This is a genomic window from Tessaracoccus terricola (assembly GCF_054776555.1).
This window is the reverse complement of the sequence record NZ_BAAHBS010000003.1, coordinates 176223-203195: the sequence shown is the minus strand read 5'-3', so window position 1 is coordinate 203195 and position 26973 is coordinate 176223. Positions and strand designations below refer to the sequence as shown.

The 26973-nt window shown below is 69.1% G+C and carries 24 protein-coding genes; 6 read left to right on the top strand and 18 right to left on the bottom strand.

Translation table 11 applies throughout. The features are described from left to right. Window positions 1-2: 2 nt before the first annotated feature. The 10 genes from aroB to ACYU7G_RS05545 are packed head-to-tail and all read right to left on the bottom strand — an operon-like array spanning window position 3 to window position 9853. Window positions 3-1079 carry a 3-dehydroquinate synthase gene (gene aroB / locus ACYU7G_RS05590; protein ID WP_461105629.1) on the bottom strand — a complete coding sequence of 359 codons (1077 nt, stop codon included), beginning with the start codon at window positions 1077-1079 and terminating at the stop codon, window positions 3-5. Next, window positions 1076-1570, bottom strand: coding sequence for a shikimate kinase (locus ACYU7G_RS05585; RefSeq protein WP_461105627.1), 495 nt, complete (start codon window positions 1568-1570; stop codon window positions 1076-1078). The genes aroB and ACYU7G_RS05585 overlap by 4 nt, the downstream gene beginning before the upstream one ends. Continuing rightward, window positions 1567-2763 carry a chorismate synthase gene (aroC, locus tag ACYU7G_RS05580; RefSeq protein ID WP_461105625.1) on the bottom strand — a complete coding sequence of 399 codons (1197 nt, stop codon included), beginning with the start codon at window positions 2761-2763 and terminating at the stop codon, window positions 1567-1569. The genes ACYU7G_RS05585 and aroC overlap by 4 nt, the downstream gene beginning before the upstream one ends. A 23-nt stretch (window positions 2764-2786) precedes the next feature. Further along, entirely contained in the window at window positions 2787-3587 is an 801-nt protein-coding gene (locus ACYU7G_RS05575; protein WP_461105623.1) for a shikimate dehydrogenase family protein, read from the bottom strand. Further along, a complete protein-coding gene (mltG, locus tag ACYU7G_RS05570) occupies window positions 3587-4702 on the bottom strand; it encodes an endolytic transglycosylase MltG (RefSeq protein WP_461105621.1) in 1116 nt (371 codons plus the stop codon). Before mltG ends, ACYU7G_RS05575 begins: the two co-directional genes overlap by 1 nt. After that, complete coding sequence (gene ruvX, locus ACYU7G_RS05565; RefSeq protein WP_461105619.1) at window positions 4699-5169, bottom strand: Holliday junction resolvase RuvX; 471 nt, start codon at window positions 5167-5169, stop codon at window positions 4699-4701. Before ruvX ends, mltG begins: the two co-directional genes overlap by 4 nt. Further along, window positions 5162-7828: an alanine--tRNA ligase gene (alaS, locus tag ACYU7G_RS05560; protein ID WP_461105617.1), complete on the bottom strand. Its 2667-nt coding sequence runs from the start codon at window positions 7826-7828 to the stop codon at window positions 5162-5164. The genes ruvX and alaS overlap by 8 nt, the downstream gene beginning before the upstream one ends. A 29-nt stretch (window positions 7829-7857) precedes the next feature. Next, window positions 7858-8088: a hypothetical protein gene (locus ACYU7G_RS05555; protein ID WP_461105615.1), complete on the bottom strand. Its 231-nt coding sequence runs from the start codon at window positions 8086-8088 to the stop codon at window positions 7858-7860. Next, window positions 8085-8459: a DUF948 domain-containing protein gene (locus ACYU7G_RS05550; RefSeq protein ID WP_461105613.1), complete on the bottom strand. Its 375-nt coding sequence runs from the start codon at window positions 8457-8459 to the stop codon at window positions 8085-8087. The genes ACYU7G_RS05555 and ACYU7G_RS05550 overlap by 4 nt, the downstream gene beginning before the upstream one ends. Next, window positions 8456-9853 (bottom strand): replication-associated recombination protein A, encoded by a 1398-nt coding sequence (locus tag ACYU7G_RS05545; protein WP_461105611.1) that lies wholly within the window; start codon window positions 9851-9853, stop codon window positions 8456-8458. Before ACYU7G_RS05545 ends, ACYU7G_RS05550 begins: the two co-directional genes overlap by 4 nt. 49 nt (window positions 9854-9902) lie before the next feature. On the opposite strand from ACYU7G_RS05545, the gene ACYU7G_RS05540 reads away from it, so the two are divergent. After that, window positions 9903-10907: an LLM class flavin-dependent oxidoreductase gene (locus ACYU7G_RS05540; protein WP_461105609.1), complete on the top strand. Its 1005-nt coding sequence runs from the start codon at window positions 9903-9905 to the stop codon at window positions 10905-10907. Between the two features lie 7 nt (window positions 10908-10914). On the opposite strand, the gene ACYU7G_RS05535 is transcribed toward ACYU7G_RS05540, so the two are convergent. After that, the gene (locus tag ACYU7G_RS05535) at window positions 10915-11934 is read right to left on the bottom strand and encodes an intradiol ring-cleavage dioxygenase (RefSeq protein WP_461105607.1); all 1020 of its coding nucleotides are present in this window, start codon (window positions 11932-11934) and stop codon (window positions 10915-10917) included. Window positions 11935-12095: 161 nt separating this feature from the next. Here ACYU7G_RS05535 and ACYU7G_RS05530 point away from each other — a divergent pair, with 161 nt between their 5' ends. Continuing rightward, window positions 12096-13322, top strand: coding sequence for a multidrug effflux MFS transporter (locus ACYU7G_RS05530; RefSeq protein WP_461105605.1), 1227 nt, complete (start codon window positions 12096-12098; stop codon window positions 13320-13322). Window positions 13323-13382: 60 nt separating this feature from the next. On the opposite strand, the gene aspS is transcribed toward ACYU7G_RS05530, so the two are convergent. Then, on the bottom strand, window positions 13383-15224 hold the full coding sequence (gene aspS, locus ACYU7G_RS05525; protein WP_461105603.1) for an aspartate--tRNA ligase: 1842 nt from the start codon (window positions 15222-15224) through the stop codon (window positions 13383-13385). Between the two features lie 119 nt (window positions 15225-15343). Here aspS and ACYU7G_RS05520 point away from each other — a divergent pair, with 119 nt between their 5' ends. Genes ACYU7G_RS05520 through ACYU7G_RS05510 form a run of 3 tightly spaced genes read left to right on the top strand, consistent with a single transcriptional unit; the run spans window position 15344 to window position 17622 of the window. Next, complete coding sequence (locus ACYU7G_RS05520; protein ID WP_461105601.1) at window positions 15344-15946, top strand: class I SAM-dependent methyltransferase; 603 nt, start codon at window positions 15344-15346, stop codon at window positions 15944-15946. Continuing rightward, window positions 15943-16281 carry a hypothetical protein gene (locus tag ACYU7G_RS05515; RefSeq protein ID WP_461105599.1) on the top strand — a complete coding sequence of 113 codons (339 nt, stop codon included), beginning with the start codon at window positions 15943-15945 and terminating at the stop codon, window positions 16279-16281. Before ACYU7G_RS05520 ends, ACYU7G_RS05515 begins: the two co-directional genes overlap by 4 nt. A gap of 12 nt (window positions 16282-16293) precedes the next feature. Next, complete coding sequence (locus ACYU7G_RS05510; protein WP_461105597.1) at window positions 16294-17622, top strand: DUF222 domain-containing protein; 1329 nt, start codon at window positions 16294-16296, stop codon at window positions 17620-17622. On the opposite strand, the gene hisS is transcribed toward ACYU7G_RS05510, so the two are convergent. Beyond that, a complete protein-coding gene (gene hisS, locus ACYU7G_RS05505) occupies window positions 17609-18931 on the bottom strand; it encodes a histidine--tRNA ligase (RefSeq protein ID WP_461105595.1) in 1323 nt (440 codons plus the stop codon). The genes ACYU7G_RS05510 and hisS overlap by 14 nt on opposite strands. A 129-nt stretch (window positions 18932-19060) precedes the next feature. Between hisS and ACYU7G_RS05500 the strand changes: the two genes are divergently transcribed. After that, window positions 19061-20305 carry a DUF349 domain-containing protein gene (locus tag ACYU7G_RS05500; protein WP_461105593.1) on the top strand — a complete coding sequence of 415 codons (1245 nt, stop codon included), beginning with the start codon at window positions 19061-19063 and terminating at the stop codon, window positions 20303-20305. Window positions 20306-20320: 15 nt separating this feature from the next. On the opposite strand, the gene ACYU7G_RS05495 is transcribed toward ACYU7G_RS05500, so the two are convergent. From ACYU7G_RS05495 to secD, 5 genes are read right to left on the bottom strand one after another with little or no spacing between them, the layout of a single operon-like run. Next, window positions 20321-22594, bottom strand: a complete 2274-nt coding sequence (locus ACYU7G_RS05495) for a RelA/SpoT family protein (RefSeq protein ID WP_461105591.1) — start codon at window positions 22592-22594, stop codon at window positions 20321-20323. A 21-nt stretch (window positions 22595-22615) separates the two neighbouring features. Next, window positions 22616-23686 carry a potassium channel family protein gene (locus ACYU7G_RS05490; protein WP_461105589.1) on the bottom strand — a complete coding sequence of 357 codons (1071 nt, stop codon included), beginning with the start codon at window positions 23684-23686 and terminating at the stop codon, window positions 22616-22618. A gap of 5 nt (window positions 23687-23691) precedes the next feature. Continuing rightward, complete coding sequence (locus ACYU7G_RS05485; RefSeq protein WP_461105704.1) at window positions 23692-24234, bottom strand: adenine phosphoribosyltransferase; 543 nt, start codon at window positions 24232-24234, stop codon at window positions 23692-23694. Window positions 24235-24239: 5 nt separating this feature from the next. Beyond that, a complete protein-coding gene (secF, locus tag ACYU7G_RS05480; protein WP_461105587.1) occupies window positions 24240-25376 on the bottom strand; it encodes a protein translocase subunit SecF in 1137 nt (378 codons plus the stop codon). Continuing rightward, window positions 25376-26866: a protein translocase subunit SecD gene (secD, locus tag ACYU7G_RS05475; RefSeq protein WP_461105702.1), complete on the bottom strand. Its 1491-nt coding sequence runs from the start codon at window positions 26864-26866 to the stop codon at window positions 25376-25378. The genes secF and secD overlap by 1 nt, the downstream gene beginning before the upstream one ends. Window positions 26867-26973 lie beyond the last annotated feature (107 nt).

Below are 26973 nucleotides of genomic sequence, written 5' to 3'. Positions count from 1 at the left end.
GCTCACCCCAGGGAGGCGTAGGCCTCCTCGAGGACCCGCTCCTCCGGGTCCGCGATGATCTGTGGCCGGCCCTGCGCGCTGATTCCAACCAGGCGCAGGGTCGAGCCACGGGACTTCTTGTCCAGGCTCATCAGTTTCCGCAGCTCCGGCCAGGCTGCCTGCTCATAGGTGAGCGGGAGTTCGAGGCCGCCGAGCAGTTCGCGGTGCAGCGCAGCGGTCTCGTCGTCGAGGCCCAGCAGCTGCCGCGACACCTCCGCCATGAACACCATCCCGATGCTGATGGCCTCCCCGTGCCGCAGGGTGAACTTCTCGCGCGCCTCGATGGCGTGTCCGAGCGTGTGGCCGTAGTTGAGCGCTTCGCGGCCGATGTCGGCACCCACGGAGGTGCGCTCGGTCAGGTCCGCGGCCACCACCTCCGCCTTCACGGTGATGGCGCGACGCACCAGTTCGGCGAACCGGATGGAGGTCACGTCCAATGAGTCGGCGAGGTCGTCGGAGGCCAGTCGCAGGATCTGCGGGTCCGCGATGAAGCCGCACTTGACCACCTCCGCCATGCCGGCGCGCACCTCGGCGGCGGGCAGGCTGTCCAGCAGCGAGAGGTCGCAGATCACTGCGCGGGGTTCGTAGAAGGCCCCCACGAGGTTCTTTCCGGCCGAGAGGTTGATGCCGGTCTTGCCGCCGACGGCCGCGTCGACCATGCCGAGCACCGAGGTGGGCACGCTCACGTAGGCGACACCGCGCAACCAGCTGGCGGCGACGAAGCCTGCCAGGTCCGTGGCGGTGCCCCCGCCGAGCCCGACGACGACGTCGTTGCGGGTGAAGCCGGCCTCTGCGAGCTGGTCCCAGCACCAGGCGAGCGTTCCGGGGGTCTTGGCCTCCTCGGCGTCGGGGACCTCGATGCGGAACACCTGGATGCCTTCGAGCATCCCGGCGACGTGGTGGGCCACGTCCTCCAGGGGTGCGGAGTGGATCAGGGCGACGCGATCGGCGCCCTCGAGCTGCGCGGGCAACTGGTCCAGGGCCTCGCGTGAGATGTGGACGTCGTAGGGACCGGCCTTGGACTCGACGCGCACCGTCACGGCCGGCGCCTGTCAGCCAGCTCAGCCGCGATCTCGCGGGGCGAGCGGTCGTCGGTGTCGATGGTGGTGGTGGCCACCGCCTCGTACAGCGGTGTGCGTTCGCGCAGCAGTTCGATCAGCCGGCCACGCACGTTGCCGAGGAGCAGTGGGCGGACGGTGTTCATGCCCACCCGGCGGGTGGCCTGGCCGATGGAGACCTTCAGCCAGACCACGTCGTGGTGGGCGAGGGCGTCTCGCACCTTCCGGCTGAGCACCGCTCCCCCGCCGAGCGAGACGATGGCGTCGGTCTGGATGAGCTCCAGGGTGGCGGACTCCTCCAGTTGGCGGAAGTGCTCCTCGCCGTCGTCGGCGAAGATCTCGCGGATGGGCTTGCCGACGACGTCCTCGATGCGGGAGTCGACATCGATGAAGTCGCGTCCGAGTTCCGCCGCGAGTGCCTTGCCCACGGAGGACTTGCCCGATCCCGGGGCTCCCACCAGCACGATGCTCATGAGTGCACCTGCAGTCCACGCTCACCCAGGTGCGCGAGGTAGGACTCGGCATTGCGCCTGGTCTCGGCCACCGAGTCACCCCCGAACTTCTCGAGGACCGCCTCGGCCAGCACGAGCGCCACCATGGCCTCCGCGACGACGCCGGCCGCCGGCACGGCGCAGACGTCGCTGCGCTGGTGGTGGGCGGAGGCCGCCTCACCGGTGGCGACGTCGATGGTGCGCAGGGCGCGGGGGACGGTGGAGATGGGCTTCATGGCGGCGCGCACGCGCAGCACCTCGCCGGTGGACATGCCGCCCTCGACACCGCCGGCGTGGTGGGTGGCGCGCTCGACGCCGGTCTCGCCGGGCAGGATCTCGTCGTGGGCCGCGGAGCCGCGGCGGCGCGCCAGGTCGAACCCGTCACCGACCTCCACGCCCTTGATGGCCTGGATGCCCATCAGGGCACCCGCCAGGCGCGCGTCGAGCCGCTTGTCGCCCTGGATGTGGGAGCCGAGGCCCGGGGGCAGGCCCCAGACCACTACTTCGACGACGCCGCCGAGGGTGTCGCCGGCCTTCTTGCAGGCCTCCACCTCGGCCTCCATCGCGGCGGCGGCCTCGGGGTCGAAGCAGCGGGTGGGGGCGGCGTCGATGGCCTCGAGGTCCTCGAACGTGGGGATCACCCCGGTGGTGTTCTCGGCGGGGCCGAGGGCGACGACGTGGCTGAGCACCTTGACGCCCAAGGTCTGGTCGAGGAACGCCATCGCGACGGTGCCGAGCGCGACGCGGGCGGCGGTCTCGCGGGCGGAGGCGCGCTCCAGGATGGGGCGGGACTCGTCGAAGTCGTACTTCTGCATGCCGGCCAGGTCAGCGTGTCCGGGGCGGGGGCGGGTGAGCGGGGCGTTGCGGGCCACCTCGGCGAGGACCTCCTCATCCACCTCACCGGGGGCCATCACCTGCTCCCACTTCGGCCACTCGGTGTTGCCCACCATGATGGCGATCGGGGATCCCAGGGTCTCGCCGTGGCGGAATCCACCGAGCAGGGTGAGTTCGTCGGCCTCGAACTTCATCCGCGCGCCACGGCCGATGCCGAGCCGACGGCGGGCGAGCGCCTTCGAGATCTCCGGTACTCCGACCCTGACATGGGCGGGGATGCCCTCCATCGTCGCGATCAGGGCCTGGCCGTGCGACTCGCCGGCGGTGAGGTAACGAAGCATGGGCGTCATTCTTCCATGGTTCGTCAGCGACGTCGTAGCTCGGCCTCCGCGGCGGATAGGCAGTCGGCGAAGGTGACCTGCCTCCCGGTCATCAGGTAGAACTGGTCGACCGCCTGGCCGGCCAGCAGATCCAGCCCGGTGATCACCATCTGGCCGTCGGCGGCCGCGCTGGCGAGCGGCGTCGGCCACGGGTCGTAAACGGCGTCGAACAAGACCTTCGACGCCGCTGCCCAGCGGTTGGCGTGGGGTGCGGTGGCGTCGGTGGGCACGGTGGAGGCGAGCAGGTCCAACTCCGGCAGTTCCTCGTCGAGCGCCACGGCCTCGGTGTTGACACCCAGGGCTGTGCCCAACTCGATCAGTGAGGCTGCCCGCTCGGGCCGGCGCGCCAGCACGAGCACCTCGGCCACCTCCAGCCCGGCCAGCGCCACCAGCAGCGAGCGCGCGGTGGCGCCGTTACCGACGACGGCGGCGCGCTTGAGGGTTCCGAGCCCGTGGTGGCGCCAGGCCCGGACGAAGCCGGGGACGTCGGTGTTGTGGACGGTCACGCCGTCGGCGCCCTTGACCAGCGTGTTGCCGCCGCCGACGAGGCGGGCGACGTGGTCCGGCTCACCGTGGGACAGCAGTGCCTCCTTGTGGGGGGCCGTGACGCTGAGGCCCTTCCATTCGGGGTCATCGAGGACGCCCTGCAGGAACCCGTCGAGTTCCTCGGGGGTGACGGTGATGGCGTCGTAGGTCCAGTCGAGCGAGTTGGCCGCGTAGCCGGCGAGGTGGATGGCCGGGGACAGTGAGTGGGCTGCCGGGTCCCCGATGACTGCGCAGCGCATCACACGCAGCGGCCAGTATTGGCCTGGCACCACTGCTGGAACAGTGCGACGTTGGCCTCGTGCTCCTCGGCGGTCGCGGCGAAGCGCGTCTCCCCCGTGTCGAGGTTGACCGTCACCCAGAACACGTAGTCACCCTCCGACGGGGTGAGCGCCGCCTCGATGGCTGCCCGGCCGGGGCTGCTGATGGCGCCGGGCGGCAGGCCCTCGTAGAGGTAGGTGTTGTACGGGGAGTCGAAGGCGCGGTCCTCGGCCGTGGTGGTGACCTTGGAGAAGTCGCCCAGTGCGAAGTGGACCGAGGAGTCCACCTGCAGCTTCATGCCCTGGTCCAGGCGGTTGTAGATGGCGCGCGCCACCATGGGCCGGTACTCGGGGGTGGCCACCTCCTTCTCGATGATGGAGGCGACGGTGATGATCTCGAACGGCGTCATGCCCACCTGGGACGCCCGGGTCTCGATCTCGAGTTCGGTGGCGACCCGCTTGAACTGGGCCACTTGTGCCTGGGCGATCTGGAGGGGGTTCACGGGCTCGGCCACCTGGTAGGTGTCGGGGAACATGAAGCCCTCGAAGTTGCCGTTCGCCATCTCCGGCAGTGCGACTTCTCCGCTGTTGAACGCGGCCGCGATGTCCTCGCGCGGAATGCCCAGGTCGCGGGTGATGACGGTCCACTGCTGCCCCAACGCCATGCCCTCGGGGATGGTGATGTTGGTGACCTCGAGGTTGGCCGGGTCAAGCAGCATCTCGAGCGCGAGCGCGGCGGGGATCTGGGTCTTGAGGTTGTAGCGGCCGGCCTGGATGCTGTTGGAGTCCGGGTTCTTGGCCGCTTCGTCGCGGAAGGTGGCGGTGGACTTGATGACGTCGTTCTCGACGAGGATGTCGCCGATGTTGGTGATCGTGGCACCCAGCGGGACCACCACCGAGATGTCGTCGACGCCCTCGCCGATGTAGTCCTCGGCGGTGCGCCAGGAGACGTAGGCCTCGTTGATCTTGCTGTAGACGAACCAGCCGCCCCCCACCAGGATCGCGGTGGACAGGAGGACGGCGAAGGCGCTGCGGGCGTGGTAGCCGATCTTGCGCCAGTTGAGGTTGCCGTCGTTGTCAACGAAGGCTGGGCTCACGCTTCGTCTCCTTCCAGAGGCTCGCCGGCCGGGTTGCCGGAACTGATCTCGAGGTCCAGCGCGCGCTGCAGGATCTCGACGGCTGCCGCCTGGTCGATCACACTTCTCTGCTGCTTGGCGCGCTGCCCCGCTCTCCCAAGGTTACGCGACGCCGACGATGTGCTCATCCGCTCGTCGACGAGCCGGATGGTGGCGGGGTCGATCACGCTCCCCAGGCCGGCCGCCTGTTCGAGCACGTACTGCGCGGAGAAGCTGCGCTCACCCTTCAGGGTGAGGGGCAGCCCGACGTAGACGATCTCCGGCTCGTACTCGGCCACGATCTCGCCGATCCGCCGCAGCGCACCGGCCCCGGCCTGCACCGTCTCCACCGGGTAGGCGAGGCTGGTGCCGCGATTGCTCGCGGCCACCCCGATGCGGGCCTTGCCCCAGTCGATGCCGAGGCGCGGCCCGATCGGAAGATCAACCACGGTTCTCCAGGGCAGCGGGGATGGCGGCCTCGACGGCGGCCAGCGCGGCCTGCGCGTTCTCCGGCTGCGAGCCACCGCCCTGGGCCATGTCGTCCTTGCCGCCGCCCTTGCCGCCGAGGGCCTGGCAGGCCACCGAGATCAGGCGTCCGGCCTTGAGGCCGGCCTGGCGGGCGGCGTCGTTGGTGGCGACGAGGGCCGCGGCCTTGCCGTCGCCCCCACCCACGAGCGCGACCACGGCGGGGCCGCTGCCCAGCCGGTCACGCAGGTCCGTGGCCAGGGTGCGCAGGTCTCCCCCACCGACACCCGGCACGGGCACCCCGAGGTAGCGCACGCCGGCGACGTCGCGCGCCTGGGCCACGAGCTCCCCGGCACGGGACAGCAGCTGCTGCGCCTGGGCGGCGGCGAGTTGCTTCTCCGCCTCCTTGAGCTCGGCGACGAGCCGCTCCACCCGGCCCACGAGCTGGTCCGGCTGGACCCGCAGCGTGTTGGTGAGGGTGTTGACCAGCGCGCGTTCGGCGGCGAACTTGCTGAACGCGTCCTGCGCCACGAGCGCCTCGACGCGGCGCACGCCGGATCCGATGGACTGCTCGCTGAGCAGGTTGAGGACGCCGATCTGGGCGGTGTTGGGCACGTGGGTGCCGCCGCACAGCTCACGGGACCAGGGTCCGGCGAGCTCCACCATCCGCACCACCGGCGGGTACTTCTCGCCGAACATGGCCATCGCCCCGAGCGCCTTCGCCTCCTCCAGCTTCATCTGCTGGGCGGTGACCTCGAAGGAGTCCCGGATGGCCTCGTTGGCGCGCTGCTCGATCTCGAGCTTCAGCTCCTCGGACATGCCTTGGGCCGCCGAGTAGTCGAAGCGCATGTAGCCGGGCTTGTTGTAGGAGCCGGCCTGGGTGGCGGTGGATCCCACCAGCTCGCGGAGCGCGGCGTGGATGATGTGCGTGGCGGTGTGGGCCTGCGAGCCGGAGTGGCGGTGTGCTGCGTCGACGACGGCGCGGGCGTGCGCCCCCGCCGGCAGCTCACCGAGCACCTGGACCCGGTGCACCACGAGCCCGGGCACAGGGCGCTGCACGTCGAGCACGTCGAGGGAGAAGCCGTCGCCGGTGATGCGGCCGGCGTCGGAGTCCTGGCCGCCCGCCTCCGCGTAGAACGGGGTCTCTGCGAGGACGATCTCCACCTCGTCGCCGTCGCCCGCGCGGTCCACAAGGACGCCGTCGGCGATGATTCCGGAGACGGAGGTCTCGACGTCGAGGTCGGTGTAGCCGAGGAAGGGCGTCTCACCCTTCTCGCGCAGGCCGCGGTAGGCCTCGAGGCTGGCGGCGCTACCCTTCTTCGACTTGGCGTCGGCGCGGGCGCGCTCCTTCTGCTCGGTCATGAGCGCGTTGAAGCGTTCCCGGTCCACCTGGAGGCCCTGTTCCGCGGCCATCTCGATGGTGAGGTCGATGGGGAAGCCGTAGGTGTCGTGCAGCTGGAACGCCTTCTCGCCGCCGAGGGTGGCGGAGTGCTCCTGCTTCGCGGTGGCGACGGCGGTGTCCAGGATGGTGGTGCCGGCCTGCAGGGTGCGGCGGAAGGACTCCTCCTCGGCGCCGGCGGCCTGCGAGATCCGGTCCCAGGACTCGTGGATCTCCGGGTAGGACACACCCATCAGGGCGCGGCTGACGGGCAGCAACTCACCCAGTACCGGGTCGCCGACGCCCAGCAGGCGCATGGCGCGGATGCTGCGGCGCAGGAGGCGGCGGAGCACGTAGCCGCGCGCCTCGTTGCCGGGGGTGACGCCGTCGGTCATCAGCATCAGGGCGCTGCGGACGTGGTCCGCCACCACGCGGAACCGGATGTCGTCGGCGCTGTTCGCGCCATAGGTCTTGCCGGAGAGCTCGGCGGCCTTCGCGATGACGGGGAAGACCTCGTCGATCTCGTAGAGGTTGTTCACGCCCTGCAGCAGGTAGGCGGTGCGCTCCAGGCCGTTGCCGGTGTCGATGTTCTTGGACGCCAGGGGGCGCAGCACGTCGAAGTCGTCCTTGGCGCGCACCTCGGAGAGCTCCTCGGTCTGGAACACGAGGTTCCAGATCTCCAGGAAGCGGTCCTCGTCGGCCTCGGGGCCGCCGTCGGGACCGAACTCGGGACCGCGGTCGAAGTAGATCTCCGAGCAGGGTCCGCCGGGGCCGGGTACTCCCATGTGCCAGTAGTTGTCCTTGAGGCCGCGCTCCTGGATGTGCTCGCGCGGAACGCCCACCTTCTGCCACAGGTCGATGGTCTCTTGGTCGCCGTGGAGGGCGGTCACCCAGATGCGGTCGCCGTCGAAGCCCCAGTTGCCGTGCTCGACGCTGCCGGTGACCAGCTCCCAGGCGTAGGCGATGGCCTCGGCCTTGAAGTAGTCGTTGAACGCGAAGTTGCCGTTCATCTGGAAGAAGGTGCCATGGCGGGTGGTGACGCCCACCTCGTCGATGTCCAGGGTGCGCACGCACTTCTGGACGGACACGGCCCGCTTGTAGGGGGCGGGCTCGTCGCCCAGGAAGTAGGGCTTGAACGGCACCATGCCGGCATTGACGAACAGCAGGGTGGGGTCGTTGTACAGCAGCGACGCGCTGGGCACCACGGTGTGGTCGTGGCGCGCGAAGAAGTCGATGAAACGGCTCCGGATCTCGGAGGTCTTCATGGGTGGTTGTCCTTGTGGTGCGTGGGTTCTCAGTTGCTCTCGGTGACGCCGAGTTCCTCGCGGAGCTCGGCCTCCCGGGCAGCCATGGAGGTCTTGAAGGTGGCGTAGAAGTCACCGAAGCTGGCGGCGGCCTGGTTGCCGGTCTTCTCCACCTGCTGGGCCACGCCGGCTGGCGTGAGGCGGTGGAGGAAGGCGCGTCCCTTCATGATGACGAACCAGGTGAGGACGGCGCCCACCAGGAGCCAGAACAGGTTCTTCACTTCTTCTTGCGTCCCTTCAGAGCCGAGCGGACGCCGTAGGTGAAGGCGGCGGTCTTGACCAGCGGGCCGCCGAGCGTGGCGGAGAACAGCTGGGACATCTGGGCGGCGTTCTCGCTCACCACGGTGGCGTGACCAGAGACCTTGTGGAGATCCTCTGTCACCAGCGAGAGCTTCGCGATCTCGTCGTTGGTGTTCTCGACGGTGCCCTTCAACTCCTGCAGGATGGGCACGGAGTTGTGGCCGACGTCGCGAACTGTGAGCCGGAGCTCCTCCAGGACCCGGCCGAGCTTGAACAGCGGCACGGCGCAGAAGGCCACCAGCACGCACAGTGCCACGGCGGCCAGTAGGCCCGCGATCTCTCCAACGGTCATGTTTCGCTCTCCTCGTTGCGCTTCGCGGTAACTCTAGCTGACTGGGGCCCGCCGGCAGTGACCTCCTCGATGGCGGCCAACCGCTCGCCCACTGCGGCCTCCGCCCCATTGCTGGTGGGCCGGTAGTAGGTGGCGCCGACGAGATCGTCCGGAAGGTACTGCTGGGCCACCAGTGCATGCGGGTAGTCGTGCGGGTACTTGTAGCCCTTGCCGTGCCCCAGCTTCTCCGCCCCGGCGTAGTGGGCGTCACGCAGGTGCGGCGGCACCTCCAAACCCTTGCCGGAGTGGACGTCGGCGATGGCCTCGCCGATGGCGGTGACCACTGCGTTGGACTTGGGCGCGGTGGCCAGGGCGATCGTCGCGTGCGCCAGCGTGATGCGGGCCTCCGGCATGCCGATCAACTGCACCGCCTGGGCCGCGGCCACGCAGGTCTGCAGCACCCCCGAGGCGGCCATGCCGACGTCCTCTGACGCGTGCACGATCAGGCGGCGCGCCACGAACCTGGGGTCCTCCCCCGCCTCCAGCATCCGCGCCAGGTAGTGCAGCGCACCCTGCGGGTCCGAGCCGCGCAGCGACTTGATGAAGGCGCTGATGACGTCGTAGTGCTGGTCGCCGTCGCGGTCGTAGCGGACGGTGGCGCGGTCCACGGCCGAGGCCACGACGTCGGGGGTGATCTCGTTGGTCTCCAGCGCGACGGCGCTGGCCGCGGACTCCTCCAGGAACGTCAGCGCACGCCGGGCGTCGCCCTGGGCCATCCGCACCAGGTCCGAGCGACCGGCCTTGGTGAGCGTGACGTTGCCGTCCAGGCCGCGCTGGTCGATGACCGCACGGTCGATCAGGCCGCCGATGTCGTCGTCGGTGAGCGGCTTGAGGCGCAGCAGCAGCGACCGCGACAGCAGGGGCGAGATGACGGAGAACGACGGGTTCTCCGTGGTGGCGGCGATCAGGGTGACGATCCGGTTCTCCACCGCCGGCAGCAGCGCGTCCTGTTGGGTCTTGGAGAAGCGGTGCACCTCGTCGATGAACAGCACGGTGGGGTTGCCGCGCTCCAGCTCGCGACGCGCCTTGTCCAGTTCCGTGCGCAGTTCCTTGACGCCGGCACTCACGGCCGAGACCTCGACGAAGCGCGCCCCCGATGCGCGGGACACGATGGAGGCCAGCGTGGTCTTGCCCACTCCGGGCGGACCCCACAGGAACACGCTCATCGGCTGGCCGTCCACCAGCCTCCGCAGCGGCGAGCCGGCCTTGAGGAGGTGCTGCTGTCCGACGATCTCCTCCAGCGTCCGCGGCCGCATCCGCACCGCCAGCGGCGCTCCCTCGACGCGGGCGTCACCCAGTGACCCGACGGGCTTGGCAGGCGTCGGGTCCGGGTTGCCGAACAGGTCGTAGTTCACGCGTGCCAGCCTAGCCCGCGCCACTTCGAGCATCGGATACGTTTGAAACATGAACCAGATTCCCCTGTCGGTCCTCGACCTCGTGTCCGTGTCCTCCAACCAGACCCCCGCCGAGGCGATCGAGGTCTCCATGGAGGCGGCGCAGTTGGCGGACCGGCTGGGCTACGAGCGGCTCTGGTACGCCGAGCACCACAACACTGCTTCGGTGGCGTCGTCGGCGACGTCACTGCTCATCGGCCGCGCGGCCGCGCTGACCGAGCGGATCAGGATCGGCTCCGGCGGCGTGATGCTGCCCAACCACGCCCCGCTCATGGTGGCCGAGCACTACGGGACGCTGGCGCAGATGTTCCCCGGCCGGATCGACCTGGGTCTGGGCCGTGCCCCGGGCACCGACCAGCTGACCGCGCGCGCCCTGTCCCGTTCCAGCGCACAGCCCGAGGACTTCACCGCCAACATCGTGGACCTGATGAACTGGTTCGACGGGGGCCGGGACCGCCTCGGCATCCACGCCGGCGTCGCCGAGGGGACAAAGGTGCCGATCTGGATGCTGGGCTCCTCCACTGCGGGCGCCTCCATGGCGGCCGCACTCGGCCTGCCGTACTCGTTCGCATCCCACTTCGCGCCCGACGCCCTGTTCCAGGCACTCGACGTGTACCGCTCGAACTTCGATGCCGAGGCCCAGACCGCACAGGTGACCAAGCCCTACGTCAGCGTCGGAATCAACGTGATGGCCTGCGAGGACGAGGCGGAGGCGCATCACCAGTTCAGCGTCACCCGCAACATGTTCATGGGGATGCAGCGCACCGGCGGTCGCCAGAAGCTGCAGCCGCCCGGCGAGCCCAACTTCGAGGTCACCGAGATGGGCCAGATGATGGCCGACCGGATGCTGATGGTCAGCGCCATCGGCACCCCCGACCAGGTTGCCGAGACCCTCCAGTCGGTCGCGGACCAGACCGGCGCGGACGAGTTGATCACCGTCACCTACGCCCACGACCCGGCCGTACGGCTGCGCTCCCTGGAGCTCACGGCCAAGGCCTGGGGCATGGTCGGCTGAGCCCGGCTCAGCTCTCCTCGGGAGGCTCCACCGGCTGTTCGGCCGTGTCACCGGGTGGCGGGCCCGGCCGATCGCCGGGAGGTGGTCCCCCACCGTCTCCCGGAGGGCGTCCACCGCCGTCTCCCGGAGGCATGCCGCCGCCGGTGGGTTCGGTACGGGTGTCGACGCCCACCTCGAGCCGGACGTCGTAGCCGGCCTCGAGCCCGCCGGTCACCGTGGCCAGTTGCAGCGCACCCTGGTCCTCCCCGAACACGTTGTCCGAGGCGAGGGTGACGCCGGCGAGGTTCTTCACCGACGCGTCGTAGCCGGTGGTGGCGTACACGTCGTTGCAGACGTCCTCGGGCAGCGCCACCTGCGAGGTTGCGATGGCGTTGGTTGAGTCCAGGATGGCGGCCTCGTCGGGGTAGACCTCGAAGTGGATGTGGGGCCAGCGCCCGGCGTAGCAGGCGGGGAAGATGCTCGTGTACCGCACGACGCCGTTCTCGTCGGCCACCTGGACCCCACGCAAGTAGTTCTGGTCCGTGACGCCGTTCGAGTAGAGCGAGTAGGCACCCTCGCGGTCGCAGTGCCACACGTAGACGGCCACCCCGGCAAAGGGCTTGGAGTTGGCGAGGTCGACGATCGCCAGCTCGAGTGTCATCAGGATGCCCTCCGCGGTGCCGGTGTACTCGCCGAAGCTGGAGCGGATGTCGGAGCGGACGATGCCGCTCTCCTCGAGCACGTCCGGCCCGTTCGAGCCGTCCCCGGGATACGGCCCGGCGGTCTCGTCCGGGATCTCGCCCAATCCCCCGGCCGACGTCGTGACTCCCCCGCTCGGCGTCTCGGTGGCGTCGGCGGCGGAGTCCACGCCACAGGCGGCCAGTCCGACGGTGGCGGCCCCCGCACCGATCAGGCCGAGCACCCGCCGTCGGCCCAGCAGCGTGCCGACGTCGAACGCGAGCCCCTGGTCCTCGAGGTCCTCGTCGGGGCGTGGGAGGGCTCTGCCCTCGAAATGGGTGACCCGTTGCGGGTCTTCGCGCTTCGTCATGACCACAAAAGTAGGGCCGGAAACTGTGCGTATCCTGTGGCCGCAATGAATCGTTTCTGTGAACGGGGCAGGTGGGTATAGCATCTGTTGGCAACGTCGCCCACGCCCGAGTCCCCACTCCGCCGTGGGCTCTTCTCATTCCGCACCATTTCCGGAGCATCGTGGAAACCACCAACCTGGGTGACCGCTACAGCAGCCGCCGCCGCATCGCCATCGTCATCGCCCTGGGCCTGCTGACCGCACTGGGCCCCTTCACCATCGACCTGTACCTGCCCTCCTTCCCGAGCCTGAAGGTGGACCTGGACATCACCGACCCCCAGGTCCAGCTCACCCTGTCAGCGACGGTGATCGGGTTCGCGGTGGGCCAGCTCCTGGTCGGCCCGCTGAGCGACCGTTTCGGCCGCAAGCTGCCGCTGGTCGCGATGACCGCGCTGCACGTGGTGGCCTCCGTCCTCGTGGCCCTCGCCCCGAACGTCGCCTTCCTCACCGTTCTCCGCGCCCTGCAGGGCTTCGCCGCGGCTGGCGGCGCCGTCGTCGCGATGGCGATGGCACGTGACCTGTTCGACGGCCGCCGGCTGGTGGTCATGCTGTCCCGGCTGGCCCTGGTCTCCGGCCTGGCGCCGATCATCGCACCGGTGATGGGCTCCTGGCTGGTGGGCATCTTCAACTGGCGCGGCATCTTCTGGGTGCTCGCGGCCTACGGCCTGGTGGTCGTCGTGCTGGTGGCCGTCCTGGTCCCGGAGAGCCGTCCCGCCGCGGACCGCTCCACCGGTGGCGTCCGTGAACTCAAGGGCGCCTACGGGCGGGTGCTGGGCGACCGGACCTTCGTCGGCGTGTGGCTCACCGCTGCCCTCGCGTTCTCCGGGCTGTTCTCCTACGTTTCCACCTCGTCGGTCCTGCTGCAGGAGACCTTCGGACTCACCCCCGGCGGCTTCGGCCTGATCTTCGCGCTGTGCTCGGTCGGTGTGTTCATCGGCGTCCAGGTGGGCAGCCGCCTGGCCGCCCGCCTCGGCCCGCAGTGGACGCTGGTGATGGGGACCTCGGTCATGGTGGTGGCCGCGCTGGTGCTGCTGGCGATCGGCACCATCGCGACGAATGCCTGGGAACTGGTGGTGCCGATGTTCTTCTACACCTTCGGCTTCGGCTCCTCCATGCCGAGCTGCCAGGTCATCGCCCTGCAGAACCATCGTCGCGACTCCGGAACGGCCGCCTCCCTGATGGGCGCCCTGAACATGGGCCTGTCCGCCGTGGTGGGCCCCGTGATCGGGATGTTCGCGATGACCAGCGCCATCCCGATGGCCGCGGCCATGCTGATCTGCGCGTTGGCCGCCGTCATCGCGCTGTGGCTGGTCGTGCGCCCCTGGAAGTTGCAGATCAGCCTCGACTGACACAAAGCAGAAGGCCCTCCCCGATCACGTCGGGGAGGGCCTTCGTCGTCTACTGCTGGATCAGGGGACCTGGACCGGGTCCGCCGACTCACCGTGCTTGGCGTCGGGACGGTCCTGGGACTTGGCGTCCTTGTCCTTCGGCTTGAAGTCGATCCCCGCCTCCTTGCGCTGCTGGGGCGTGATCGGGGCCGGGGCCTGGGTGAGCGGGTCGAAACCGCCGCCGGACTTCGGGAACGCGATCACGTCGCGGATGGAGTCCGACTTGCTCAGCAGGGCGACGATGCGGTCCCAGCCGAACGCGATGCCGCCGTGCGGCGGGGCGCCGAACGCGAACGCGTCCAGCAGGAAGCCGAACTTCTCCTGCGCCTCCTCCGGCCCGATGCCCATGACGTTGAACACGCGCTCCTGGACGTCGCGGCGGTGGATACGGATGGACCCGCCACCGATCTCGTTGCCGTTGCAGACCATGTCGTAGGCGTAGGCCAGGGCGCTGCCCGGGTCCGTGTCGAACGTGTCGAGGTGCTCGGGCTTCGGCGAGGTGAACGCGTGGTGCACGGCGGTCCAGGCGGACGAGCCGAGCGCGACGTCACCCTCGTCGACGGCCTCATTGGTGGGCTTGAACAGGGGCGCGTCCACCACCCACAGGAAGCTCCACGCGTCCTCGTCGATCAGGCCGCAGCGACGGCCGATCTCACCGCGGGCGGCACCGAGCAGGTTCTGCGACGCGGTGCGGGCACCGGCGGCGAAGAAGATGCAGTCACCGGGCTTGGCGCCGGTGCGCTCGGGCAGCGCCGCCAGCTCGGCCTCGTTGAGGTTCTTGGCGACGGGGCCGCCGAGTTCACCGGTCTCGGAGACGGTGACGTAGGCGAGGCCCTTGGCACCGCGCTGCTTGGCCCACTCCTGCCAGGCATCGAACTGGCGACGCGGCTGCGAACCGCCGCCAGGCATCACCACGGCACCCACGTAGGGGGCCTGGAACACGCGGAAGGCGGTGTCGGAGAACAGGTCCGTGAGCTCGTTGATCTCCAGGTCGAAGCGCAGGTCCGGCTTGTCGGAGCCGTACTTGTCCATGGCATCGGCGAACGTCAGGCGCGGGAACGGCGTGGCCAGCTCCACGCCCTTGAGGGCCCAGATCTCCTTGACGACGGCCTCGCCGAGCTCGATCACGTCGTCCTGGTCCACGAAGCTCATCTCGATGTCGAGCTGGGTGAACTCGGGCTGCCGGTCTGCGCGGAAGTCCTCGTCGCGGTAGCAGCGGGCGATCTGGTAGTAGCGCTCCATGCCGGCCACCATAAGCAGCTGCTTGAACAGCTGGGGCGACTGCGGCAGCGCGTACCAGGAACCCGGCGAGAGGCGTGCGGGCACCAGGAAGTCGCGGGCACCCTCAGGGGTGGAGCGGGTCAGCGTCGGGGTCTCGATCTCGACGAAGTCACGCGCGTCCAGCACCTTGCGGGCGGCGCGGTTCACGTCGGAGCGCAGCCGGATGGCAGCGGCGGGGGCGGGCCGACGGAGGTCCAGGTAGCGGTACTTCAGACGCGCCTCCTCACCCACCTCGACGCGCTCGTCGATCTGGAACGGCAGCGGCGCGGCGGTGTTGAGCACCTCGAGCTCGCTGATGGCCACCTCGATCTCACCCGAGGGAAGGTCGGGGTTGGCGTTGCCCTCGGGGCGCTCCTCGACGACGCCGGTGACCTGGATGCAGTATTCGTTGCGCAGGTCGTGGGCGCCGGAGGACTCGAGCACCTCGTCGCGGACCACCACCTGGGCCACGCCGGATGCGTCACGGAGATCGATGAAGGCGACGCCGCCGTGGTCGCGGCGCTTGCCGACCCAACCACTCAGTACAACGGTCTCACCGGCGTCGGAGGCTCGCAGCTCTCCGGCCTTGTGGGTGCGCAGCATGATGAAGCTATTCCTTTCTGGGCGGACTGCAGAGACGGTGCAGCCACCGGTCCCCCATGCTAGTGCGCTCCCCCGCATCTGACGAACGCCGCAGCCCACCCCTGCCCTACGGTTGAGCGGTGCATGAACCCGACGTGGCCGCGGCCTACGACCGGCTCCACGGCCCCTACACCGAGCTGTTCGGATCCGTGGAACTGCTCCATCCCCGGGACCGCGAGTTGGTCACCGCTTGGCGCGACACCACCCGCGGGCCGCTGCTCGACGCGGGCTGCGGGCCGGGGCAGTGGACGGACCTGCTGGCCGCCTCCGGCCGGACCGTCGTCGGGCTGGACGTCGCCCAGGAGTTCCTGCGCAGCGCGGCGAGTCGCTTCCCGGGGCCGGTCTTCGTCGAGGCGTCACTTGGGCAACTGCCCATCCGCCCCAGCAGCGTCGGCGGGATCCTCGCGTGGTACTCGCTGATCCACCTACCTCCCAAGTCTGTTCCCGACGCACTGTCCGGATTCGCCTCCACCCTGACCGACGGTGGCAGCCTGCTGCTGGGGTTCTTCGACGGAGCGTCGGGGACGCCCTTCGACCACAAGGTGGCCACCGCCCACTTCTGGGCCGCCGACGACATGGCCGACGCCCTGGCCACCGTCGGCCTCCTCGTCACCCACGTGGAGACGAGGCAGGACGAGGGTGCCCGGCCCCACGTCGCGATGATTGCGGAGAAGCGCTCGTGAACCTGTACCTGGTGCGGCACGGACGGCCGCTCATGGACCTCTCGGTCCCGGCCTCCCGCTGGGAGCTGGACCCCACTGCGGCCCCGGAGATCCGTGCGCTCGCCGAGTGCCGCGGCCGGCTCCTCACCGCCGTCGAGCCGCTGCTCTCCGACGAGCACGACGTCATCCTCGTGGGCCACGGCACCGCGTGGACCGTCCTGGCCGCGGCCCTCACGGGTGACGAGCCGGACCTCGAGCGCTGGCAGCACCTGCGGATGCCGGACGTGATCACAATCCCCCGCCTACGGACCAATCGTCTCCCACAAGCCCCGACGCCAATTGTCAGTGCTCCATGACAGTGTCGGTGCATGGAAATCGAACCCTTCGAGTTGGACAGGACGCAGGTGGCCGACGAGGCACTGACGCAGGTGCAGCTTGCGCGGGAACGGATCCGCCTCGGGGAGGTGGAGGAGGCAGTCGCGCTGGTGGACCTGGCGCTGGCCTACCGGGTGGAGGTGGACACGCTCATCGGCGAGCTGCAGGACAACTACGTCCGGCCGGGCCACGACGGCACTCCCTACATCTCGGAGTTCCTCGCACTCGAACTCTCCGCGGCGACGGGCACCACCCAACGCTCCGCGCTGAACCGGGTGGCCGAGGTGCTGGACCTGAAGTACCGGCACCCCGCCCTGTGGGAGGCGTTCTGCGCCGGCCTGGTGCCCCGCTGGCAGGCGGTCAAGCTCACCGAGCTGACCGTCGCGCTGGACGTCCGGGCCGCCCACTGGGTGGACGAGCAGCTGGCTCGGAAGGTGGGGCGCGTGTCGTTCCCGCGGCTGCAACGGATCGGCAGGGGGCTGGTGGCCAGGGCGGATCCGGAGTTGCGCAAGCGGCAGGAGGAGGACCTCCGCAGCGCGCGCAGCGTCCAGTTCGGGCATCCCGAGGCCGGCACCACGGATATGTACGCCACCCTCGAGGCCCGCGATGCCAAGGCCCTGGACGAGACCCTCAACCGACTCGCCAGCGCCATGGGTGAGTCCGGCGACGAGCGCACCCGGGAGCAGCGCCGCGCCAGCGCGCTGGGGCTGCTGGCCGACCCGGCCACCGCCCTCGACTGGCTGAACGGCAGCACCAACGGCGACACGTCGACCGGGATCACGCCCGCCGCCTGTTCGGGCAGCACGGCTCGCGGGCATCGTGGACGCACCATCGTGCACGTCCACCTTGCGGCGGAGACCATCGTGGACCCGGCCTCCGGCGTGGCGCGGATCGAGGGCTTCGGCCCGCTCACCACCGCGTCGCTGCCGGAGTTCCTGGCCGGGTCCAACGTGACGCTGCGGCCGGTGATCGACGAGGCACGGATCACACCGGTGGACTCCTACGAGATCCCCGAGCGCATCAGGGAGGCGGTGCACCGCAGGCACCCGGTGGAGAACTTCCCTTTCTCCTCCCGCAGTTCTCGCTCCCTGGACCTGGACCATCTGAAGAGCTATCGGCACGGCAGCGACTGGGAGCCGGGCCAGACCGGCACCCACAACCTCACCCCGCTCAGCAGACGGGTGCACCGCGCCAAGACCTCCGGGGCCTGGCACGTGATGGAGACCAGCACCGGACACTACGCCTGGCGCTCACCGCTCGGGCGGAAGTACATCGTGGACCTCGACGGCACCTCGCCGCCGCCGCACCTCAGGCGGGAATGACCCCCGGATTGCGGTCCTCGACGGGTGGTTCCCACGTGGCCGCATCCGCGGTGACCTGCTCGCCGCTGCGGATGTCCTTCACGGAGTCCGTTCCGAACCACACGTAGGGGATGCCCCTGCGCTCGGCGTAGCGGATCTGCTTGCCGAACTTGTCGGCCTTGGGCGCCACCTCGACGGCGATCCCGCGCGCCCGGATGGCGGCTGCGACGGCGATGGCGTCCTCGCGCGTCTCCTCGCTGTCCACGGCCACCAGCACCGCCGAGGGAACTGAGCGGTTGGCCTTCAGCGCGCCCTTGCCGATCAGCGGTGCCAGGATGCGCGTGATGCCGAAGGAGTAGCCGACTCCGGGAAAGGTGGTCTTGCCGTCAGAGGCGAGGGAGTCGTAGCGGCCACCGGAGGCGACGGAGCCGAGCTTCTCCGAGCCCACCAGCAGGGTCTCGTAGACGGTGCCGGTGTAGTAGTCGAGCCCCCGGGCGATCTTCAGGTCCGCCACCACCCGGTCCGGTACGGAGCGTCGGGCGACGCGCACCAGCGCCCCGAGCTCCTCGAGGCCGGTGGTCAGCAGATCGTGCTCCACGCCCAGGGCCACCACCTCGTCGGCGAAGGACTCGTCGGTGGCGCTGATGCCGGCCAGTGCCACGCACTTCGCCGCTTGGCCGGCGTCGAGGCCCAGTTCGGTCGTGAGGAGTTCGGTGACGGCGTCGGGGCCGATCTTGTCGTACTTGTCCACGCGCTGCAGCACGGGCGCCGTGTCCTCGATGCCGAGCCCGCGGTAGAAGCCCTCCAGCAGCTTGCGGTTGTTGACGCGCAGGCTGACCGGCGGCAGGCCCATGTCCTTGTGCAGCTTCTCGAACACGTCCAGCGCCACGAGCGGGATCTCCACGTCGTGGTGCGACGCGAGGTTGCCCTGGCCGACGATGTCGATGTCGGCCTGGGTGAACTCGCGGTAGCGGCCCTCCTGGGGACGCTCACCGCGCCAGACCTTCTGCACCTGGTAGCGGCGGAACGGGAACGCCAGGTGGCCGGCGTTCTCCAGCACGTAGCGGGCGAACGGCACCGTCAGGTCGAAGTGCAGGCCCAGTTCGTCGGCCTCGCCCTCGGCGGCATGGAGCCGCCTGACCACGTAGATCTCCTTGTCGATCTCGCCCTTGCGCGCAAGCTGCTCCAGCGGCTCGACGGCGCGGGTCTCGATCGGCGCGAAGCCGTGCAACTCGAACGTCTCGGTCACGGTGCGCAGCACCTGCGTCTCGACGAAGCGGCCGGCTGGGAGGAACTCGGGGAAGCCGGAGATCGGCTTGGGACGTGCCATGTGTTGGGGACCTCGGAAGGGGCTGGATTCGGTTATGGAACTGTTACCTCGCAGGCCACAGTCGCGTTCAGCCTACTCGGATCGGACAACGATGCGACGCGGTGACTCATTCCGGCTAGATTTGTGCGCATGACTGAAACGCAAGCGCCCAAGGACTTCGGCCGCGTCGATGAAGACGGCACGGTCTACGTCACCGTGGGTGACACAGAAAGGAGCGTCGGGCAGGTTCCCGACGCCACCCCCGAAGAGGCGCTCGGGTTCTACACCCGACGCTACGAGAACCTTGCTGCCGAGGTGAACCTCCTCGGCTCCCGCGTCGAGTCCCAGGCGATGTCGCCCGAGGATGCCCGCAAGGCGATCGACACCCTCAAGACCAACGTGGCCGAGGCCAACGCCGTCGGGGACCTCCCGGCGCTGACGGCCCAGCTGGAGAAGCTCGAGGCGCTCCTCCCGGCCCAGATCGAGGCCCGCAAGGCCGCCAAGGCGGAACAGAACGCCGCCACCATCGCCGCCAAGCAGGCCATGGTGGACGAGGCCGAGGCCCTGTCCACCGGCAATGACTGGCGCGGCGGGGTGGACCGGTTCCGGAACCTCCTGGAGGAGTGGAAGGCACTCCCCCGGATCGACCGCGCCACGGACAACGAGCTCTGGCGCCGGTTCTCGTCTGCGCGCACGCAGTACACCCGCCGTCGCAAGGCACACTTCTCCGAGGTGAACGCCCACCGTGACGAGGCCAAGGCCATCAAGGAGAAGATCATCGCGGAGGCCGAGCCGCTCGCGGACTCCACCGACTGGGGCCCCACCGCCGGCGCGTTCCGTGACCTGATGTCCCGTTGGAAGGCTGCCGGCTCGGCCCGTCGCTCCGACGACGACGCCCTGTGGGCCCGGTTCCGTGCCATCCAGGACAAGTTCTTCGACGCCCGGACCGCGGCCCAGAACGCCGTCGACGGCGAGGAGGCCGAGAACCTGGCCGCCAAGACCGCGCTGGTGGAGCAGGTGGAGAAGGACCTGGAGGGCGTCACCGACGTCGAGCAGGCCAAGACCACCCACCGCGAGTTCCTGGAGAAGTTCTCCGAGCTCGGGCACGTCCCGCGCAAGGCGATGCGTGACCTGGACAACCGCGTCCGTCGCGTGGGTGACAAGGTCGCCGAGCTGGAGGCCGAGGAGTGGCGCCGCACGGACCCCGAGGCCCGTCAGCGTGCGGAGGACACCGTCGCTCTGTTCCAGTCGCAGGTGGACAAGCTGCAGCAGGACCTGGCCGATGCCGAGGCCAAGGGTGATGCGCGCAAGGTGAAGGACACCACCAAGTCGCTGGAGACCTACCAGTCCTGGCTGGACCAGGCCAAGGAGACCCTGGGCGAGTTCAACGCCTAGGAGGGCCTCCGGTGGCTAGACACGGAAGACGTCGAAGACACCGGGGACCTGGCGCACCTGCTTCATCACATGACCCAGGTGCGTCGGGTCCGGTGCCTCGAACGTGATCCGTCCGATGAACTGGCGGTTCTTCGACGTCGTGATGTTGGCGGACAGGATGTCGATGTGCTGCTCGGAGAAGGCGGCGCTGACGTCGGAGAGCATCCTGGCCCTGTCCAGCCCCTCCACCTGGATGGTCACCATGAAGGAGCCGACGTTGTCGGCCCAGGTCACGCCGATGATCCGTTCGGGCTGCTGCTCGCGAAGTGACGGCACGTTGCTGCAGTCACCGCGATGGACCGAGACGCCGTCGCCCCGGGTGATGAAGCCCACGATCTCGTCACCGGGCATCGGGTAGCAACACTTCGCGAGCTTGACCATCATGGTCGCGTCACCCTCCACCAGGATCCGGGTGTCCCCGGAGGTGTCGGGGCGGTGCCGCTGCTTGACGACGACGTCCTCGGTGACCGTGTCCACCGTCTCGTCCTCGCCACCGTGCAGGGCGACGAGGTGCTCGACGGCGGACTGGGCGCTGACGTGGCCCTCGCCGATGGCCTGGTAGAGGTTGGGGACGTCGGTCTGGCGCAGTTCGTTGGCGACGGCGGTGAGGTTCTCCAGCGTCAGCAGGCGCTGCATGGGCAGCCCCGTGCGCCGCAACTGCTTGGCCAGCATCTCCTTGCCGGCGTCCATCGCCTCGTCCCGGCGTTCCCGGGAGAAGTGCTGCCGGATCTTCTGGCGAGCGCGGCTGGAGACGACGAATTCGAGCCAGTCCCGGCTCGGTCCGGCGTTGGGGCTCTTGGAGGTCAGGACCTCCACCTTGTCGCCCTGCACCAGCGGGGTCGACAGTGCCACGAGGCGGCCGTTCACCCGGGCGCCGATGCAGTGGTAGCCCACCTCGGTGTGCACGGAGAACGCGAAGTCCACGGGCGTGGCGCCCTTCGGCAGTGCCATCACCTCGCCCTTCGGGGTGAACACGTAGATCTCGTCGGAGTTGATCTCGAACAGCACCGAGTCCAGGAACTCGCCCGGGTCCTCTGTCTCCTTGCTCATCACGCCGAGCTGGTGCATGGCCCGCAGGCCCGCCTCCTCCGGCGTCACGCCGTCGCGGAGGTTGGCCTTGTACTTCCAGTGGGCAGCCACACCGTACTCGGCGCGGCGGTGCATCTCGTGGGTACGGATCTGCAGTTCGACCGGCTCGTTGCGGGCCCCCAGCACCGTCGTGTGCAACGACTGGTACATGTTGAACTTGGGGTTGGCGATGTAGTCCTTGAACCGGCCCGGGATGGGTTTCCAGGCCGAGTGGGCGACGCCGAGCACCGAGTAGCATTCCCGGACGTCCTCGACGAGGATCCGCAAACCGATCAGGTCGAAGATGTCCTTGAAGTCACGGCCCCGCACCATCATCTTCTGGTAGATCGAGTAGTAGTGCTTGGGGCGTCCGTAGACGGTGGCCTTGATCTTGTTCTCGCCCATCAGCTGCTGGAACTGGGCGATCAGCTCCCGCAGGTACTTCTCCCGGCCCGGGGCCTGCGCGGTCACCAGTGCGGCGATCTCCGCGAACACCTTCGGCTCGATGGCGGCGAAGGACAGGTCCTCCAGCTCCCACTTGATGGTGTTCATGCCCAGCCGGTGCGCGAGCGGCGCGAAGATGTTGAGCGTCTCGGTGGCGATCCGGACTTGCTTGTCAGGCCGCAGGAAGCCCAGGGTGCGCATGTTGTGGAGGCGGTCGGCGAGCTTGATCACCAGCACGCGCACCTCCTCGCTGGTGGCCATGATCATCTTGCGGATGGTCTCGGCCTTGGCGGTCTCCCCGTAGGTGACCTTGTCCAGCTTGGTGACGCCGTCAACCATCCGGGCCACCTCGTCGGAGAAGTCCTCCCGGAGCTGCTCGAGCGAGTAGTCGGTGTCCTCGACGGTGTCGTGCAGCAGCGCGGCGACGATGACCGGCTCCGTCATTCCCAGCTCGGCCAGGATGGTGGCCACGGCGAGCGGGTGCGTGATGTACGGGTCGCCGGACTTGCGCTTCTGGCCCTGGTGGTGGTGGTCGGCCACCCGGTAGGCGCGCTCGATGATCTCCAGGTCCGCCTTGGGGTGGCTGGTGCGGATGATCTTGAACAGCGGGTCCAGGACGGCCGACCTCGACCGCACCGCTCCGAGCCGCGCCAGCCGATGGCGCATGCGGAAGCGGGGCTGCTCGGGCGACGAGAATCGTCGCAGGATGCTGCCCTGCTCAACCTCCGGCTCAGCCATGATCCACCTCCATCGTCGAGATTACTCCTCCCGCTCCCGTTTCCCGTCGATCCGACCGGCACCCTTGCGGACCACGATCAGTTCGTCACCCGCCTCGATCTTCGCGGCGGTCGGGTCGTAGAAGCGGCGGAGCGTGTCGTTGCGCACCACGCCGATGACGCGCTCCCCGACGAACGAGGCAGGGTTCTTGCCCACCTCGTCGGGGGTGGCCTGACGCTGGTTCACCTCGAGCCCGGTGCCGCTGGTCAGGAGGTCCTGGATGATGGCGCCGAGGTCCGGGCCGACGGCGGACAGTCCCATCAGGCGTCCCACCGTGTCCGCGGAGGTGACGACGGAGGTGGCACCGGACTGCCGCACAAGGGGCACGTTCTCGTGCTCCCGCACGGAGACGACGATGCCGGCGGACGGGTTGAGCTGCCGCACGGTGAGCGTGGTCAGGATGGCCGCGTCGTCGCGGTCCAGGCAGATGATGATCTCCTTCGCCTTGGAGATCTCGGCGCGCCGGAGCAACTGGCGGCGGGTGCCGTCGCCCTGGAACGCGGCGAGCCCGTCCAGGTTGGCGTCCTCGACGGCCATTGAGCTGCCGTCGATGACGACGATCTTCTCCGGGGGCACGCCGTGCCGGCGCATGGTGTTCACGGCGCTGCGGCCCTTGGTGCCGTAGCCGATCACGACGACGTGGTTGCGCATTCTCTTCCTCCACTGCAGGTCACGGATGACACGGCTGCCCTGGTTGGCGAGCACCTCGATGGTGGTGCCCACCAGCAGGACCAGGAACCCGACGCGCATGGGCGTGATGATGATGGCGTTGAGGAGGCGGGCGTGCGGCTCCATGGGCGTGATGTCGCCGTAGCCGGTGGTGGTCATGGTGACCGTCGAGTAGTACAGCGCGTCGATGAACCCGACGCCGTCGGCGTTCACGTTGTCCACGTAGGCTCCCCGGTCCAGCCACACCAGCAGCGTGCTGAACAGCAGCAGGCCGAAGGCGAGCAGGGCGCGCCGCGCCAACTCCATGATCGGTCGCTGCGTGGGCCGCGGCATGCTGACCATGGCGTTGATGCCCCGTGAGTCAGCCCGCCTCACTCTTGCCATGGGTATCAGACTGTCAGGATTGCGCTGGAACTGTCGATGCCACGCTGGAGGAGACGTTGCCTGCCACCCAGGAAACCGAGCTCCATCACGACGGCCACGTGCACCAGCTCGGCGCCGACCTGCTTGAGCAGGTTCGAGGTGGCCCCCACCGTGCCACCGGTGGCGAGCACGTCGTCGACCACCAGAACCCGGGCGCCGGGCTGGATGGCATCTGCGTGCAGGTTGAGCTCGGCGGTGCCGTACTCGAGCTCGAACGACTCAGTCAGCACGGTCCCCGGCAGCTTGCCGGGCTTGCGGACCGGCACGAAGCCCGCACCGATGGCGAGCGCCACGGGGGCGGCGAAGATGAAGCCGCGGGCCTCCATGCCGACGACCACGTCGATGTCCTTGGGTGCGGCGTCGATGATCTCCGTCACGGCAGCCTGGAAACCGTTCGGGGAGGCCAGCAACGGCGTGATGTCCTTGAACGTGACGCCCGGCTTCGGGAAGTCCGGCACGTCACGGATGAGACCCGCAACCAGACGCTTGCGGGCCTCACTCTGCTCCAGGTGGATCAACGCTTCTTCCGTTCGGCCCGGGTGGTGTTGGTCCTGCGCGGCCGGCGGGTGGCCGTCGAGGCGGATGCCACGCTTGCCGGTGACTCCGAACCGACCTCTGCCGTTGCCAGCGCGAACTCGGCCTCCTTCTCCGCACGACGCTGCTCCTTGGCCTCCGCCCGCTCGATGCGGCGCTTGATGGTGGCCCGGTGCTCCACCTGGGCCGGCTCGCGCTCCTTCAGGAGGGCCAGCAACGGCGCGGCGATGAACAGCGAGGAGTAGGCGCCGGCGATCATGCCGACGAACAGTGCGAGCCCCAGGTCCTGCAGCGGACCGCTGGCCAGCGTCAGCCCGCCGATCAGGAGGGCGGCCACTGGCAGCACGCCGATGATGGTGGTGTTGATGGAGCGGACAACCACCTGGTTGGTGGCGAGGTTCGCACGCTCGGAGTAGGTGTCCTTCGAGTCCTTGAGGCCTGCGACGTTCTCCTTGATCTTGTCGAAGACCACGACGGTGTCGTAGAGCGAGTAGCCGAGGATGGTCAGGATGCCGATCAGCGTCGCAGGCGTGACGGTGAACCCGACGAGGGCGTAGACGCCCAGGGTGATGATCACGTCGTGCGCCAGTGCCAGGACGGCGGCTACGGACATCTTCCAGTCCCGGAACCATGCCCAGATCAAGAGCATGACGAGCGCCACGAAGATCACCAGCGCGATGCCGGCCTGCTGGGAGACCTGCTGCCCCCACGAGGCGCCGATGGCGTTGTAGGTGACGTCCTCCGGCGAGACACCCGCGAGTTCAGCGATCGCTGCGCGCACGGAGGTGGTCTCCTCCGGGTTCAGCGAGCGGACCTGGATGCGGACGGCCGAGTCACCGAGGGCGAAGACCTGGGCCTCCAGGTTGTCCACCTCGAACTCGTCGACGGCTGCGCGCACCTCGTCGACCGTGGTGGAGGTCACCTGCATCGGGGCCTGGAAGTCGGTGCCGCCGACGAACTCGATGCCCAGCACGAGCCCGCGCAGGAGCAGTGCGAGAACTGCGATGCCCACGAGTACGCCCGAGGCGATGTACCAGATCTTCTGGTGCTTGATGAACTGGATGGACGCCTGGCCCGTGTAGAGCCGGTGCGCGAGTCCCATCTTGGTGGCAGACATCACGCCTCCTTGAGTCGGTTCGTGCGGCGGATGCGACGGCCCAGCAGGGAGTCACGCGAGACCCCCATGTGGGCGGCGTCGAGGCCGGAGAGCTTGTGGCCTTCGCCGAAGAACTTCGTCCGTCCCAGCAGCGTGACCAGCGGCTTGGTGAAGAAGAAGCACACCGCCAGGTCGATGAGCGTGGTGAGGCCGAGGGCGAAGGCGAAGCCCTGCACGCCGCCGACGGCGAGCAGGAACAACACGGTGGCCGACAGCAGCTGGACGAGGTCGGAGATGACGATGGTGGAGCGTGCCTTCACCCAACCCGTCTGGATGGCCGAGCGCAGGCTGCGTCCCTCGCGGATCTCGTCACGGATGCGTTCGAAGTAGATGACGAACGAGTCCGCCGTCACACCGATCGCGACGATGGCGCCCGCGATGGCGGGGAGGCTGAGCGTGAAGCCCACGGCCTGTCCCAGCAGCACCATCGAGGCGTAGGTGGCCAGCGCGGCCACGGACAGCGATCCGAGGACGACGATGCCGAGTCCCCGGTAGTAGACGAAGCAGTAGAGCAGGACGATGATCAGTCCCACCAGGCCGGCAAGGAGGCCCACCTGCAGCTGCTCGCCGCCCAGCGTCGGGGACACGTTCTCCACCTGCGAGGGCTCGAACGAGAGCGGCAGCGAGCCGAACTTGAGCACGTTGGCAAGGGCCGCCGCTGACTCGGCGGTGAAGTTGCCGCTGATCATCGCCTCGCCGTTGGTGATGTGGGCGTTGGTGGTGGCGGCGGACTCCACGACACCGTCGAGGACGATCGCGAACATGTTCAGCGGCTCTGTCTTGGGCAGCAGCGTCTGGGTCAGCTGCGACATCTGCTGGGCGCCCTCGTCGTCGAAGTCGAGCGTGACGACGTACTGCACCTGCTGGGCCGGGATGCCGGACGACGCGTCGGTCACCTGCTCGCCGGCAATGGCGACGGGACCCAGGAGGTACTTCTGGGAGCCGATGGCGTCGCACGCGAACAGCGGCTGGTCCAGCCTGTCGGTGGTGTCGGCACCGCAGACGAACTCGTTGAAGGCGGCCGTGTCCTCGGCGCTCGGCGTGTAGGCCAGCACCTCTTCCATCGGTAGGCGCTCGCCGTCGCCCTCCTCGGGCGGCGCCGTCGGCAGGCCGGGGCCCTCGTCCTCGGGTTCCGGCACGATGCCCGTGCCGGTGGCCACGGCCAGAACCGGACGGAACGCCAGCTGCGCCGTGGCACCGACGAGGTCCACGAGGTCGTCGCGCTGGACGTTCGGGGCGGAGACGATGATGTTGCGGTCGCCCGAGGTGGACACCGATGCCTCACCGACGCCGAGCCCGTCGACGCGCTGCTGCATGATGTTCTTGGCGGTCTCGAGCGACTCGGCCGGGACGTTGCGGTTGGTGGCCGTCAGGGTGATCGTCATGCCGCCCTGCAGGTCCAGACCCAGCTTCGGGGTCCAGGTGCTGGTGGCGGCCATGAGTGTGTACATCAGGCCGACGACGACCAGGAAGATCGTCAGCGTCAGACCCGGGCGGGGCTTGCGGGAACTTGTTGCCACAGTATGGAGTCGTTTTCGTCGGGGCGCCGCTACCGGCG